Source organism: Streptococcus mitis, assembly GCF_946188615.1.
GTDB lineage: Bacteria > Bacillota > Bacilli > Lactobacillales > Streptococcaceae > Streptococcus > Streptococcus mitis_BZ.
In genome coordinates, this window is sequence record NZ_CAMHVK010000019.1 from 1 (window position 1) to 1,391 (window position 1,391).

General features: G+C 36.8%; 1 protein-coding gene. It reads left to right on the plus strand.

What is annotated here, in order from left to right; all coding sequences use genetic code 11:
• The first annotated feature begins 11 nt into the window (after nucleotides 1-11).
• A protein-coding gene (locus OCF95_RS09745) for an IS3 family transposase (protein ID WP_203180026.1) occupies nucleotides 12-1,360 on the plus strand; the annotation gives its coding sequence in 2 pieces (ribosomal slippage) (nucleotides 12-462 and nucleotides 462-1,360; 1,350 coding nt in all).
• Nucleotides 1,361-1,391: the final 31 nt, after the last annotated feature.

Genomic DNA, 1,391 nt, shown 5'->3' on the forward strand with positions numbered 1-1,391 from the left:
GGTGTTTTATTATGAAATTGAGTTATGATGATAAAGTTCAGATCTATGAACTTAGAAAACAAGGATATAGCTTAGAGAAGCTTTCAAATAAATTTGGGATAAACAATTCTAATCTTAGGTACATGATTAAATTGATTGATCGTTACGGAATAGAGTTCGTCAAAAAAGGAAAGAATTGTTACTATTCTCCTGAACTAAAACAAGAGATCATTGATAAAGTTCTTCTTGAGGGGCATTCACAAATTAGGGCGTCTCTGGATTATGCTCTTCTAAGTAGTGGATTACTTTCGAATTGGCTGGCACAATATAAGAAAAACGGGTATACTATTGTTGAGAAAACAAGAGGGAGACCACCTAAAATGGGACGTAAGCCAAAGAAGAGATTTGAAGATATGACAGAATTAGAACGTCTTCAAGCAGAAAATGAGTACTTGAGAGCGGAGAATGCCATTCTAAAAAAGTTGAGAGAACTCCGATTGAGAGACGAAAAGGAGCAAGAAGAAAAACGGAAATTGTTCAAGGACTGGTAACAGAGTTTTCTTTAGATATCCTTCTAAAGATTATTAAACTTGCCCGTTCAACTTATTATTACCACTTAAAACAGCTGGATCAAAGCGATAAAGATTATGATATTAAAGCTGAAATTCAGTCAATTTATACTGAGCATAAAGGAAATTACGGCTATCGTCGCATGACTCTAGAATTACGAAATCGTGGCTTCGTAGTGAACCATAAGAAGGTGCAGCGTCTGATGAAAGTACTTGGTTTAACGGCTCGAATTCGCCGTAAACGGAAGTATTCTTCATACCAAGGAGAGGTTGGCAAGAAAGCAGATAATCTTATTCAACGTCAATTTGAAGCAACCAAACCAATGCAAAAGTGCTACACAGATGTGACAGAATTTGCCATTCCAGCAAGCACTCAAAAGCTTTACTTATCGCCAGTTTTAGATGGTTTTAACAGCGAAATCATCGCTTATAATCTTTCTACATCACCGAACTTAGAACAAGTAAAAGCTATGTTAGACCAGGCTTTCGGTGAGGAACATTACGAGAATACCATTCTCCATAGTGACCAAGGCTGGCAATACCAACACGATTCTTATCATCGGTTCCTAGAGAGTAAGGGAATTCAAGCATCCATGTCACGTAAGGGTAACAGCCCAGACAATGGTATGATGGAGTCCTTCTTTGGGATTCTGAAATCGGAAATGTTTTATGGTTATGAGAAGTCGTTTCAGTCGCTTAAGCAATTGGAACAAGCTATTGTAGACTATATTGATTACTACAACAATAAACGAATTAAGGTAAAACTAAAAGGACTTAGCCCTGTACAATACAGAACTAAATCCTTTGCTTAAATTAATTGTCTAACTTTTTGGGGTCAGTACA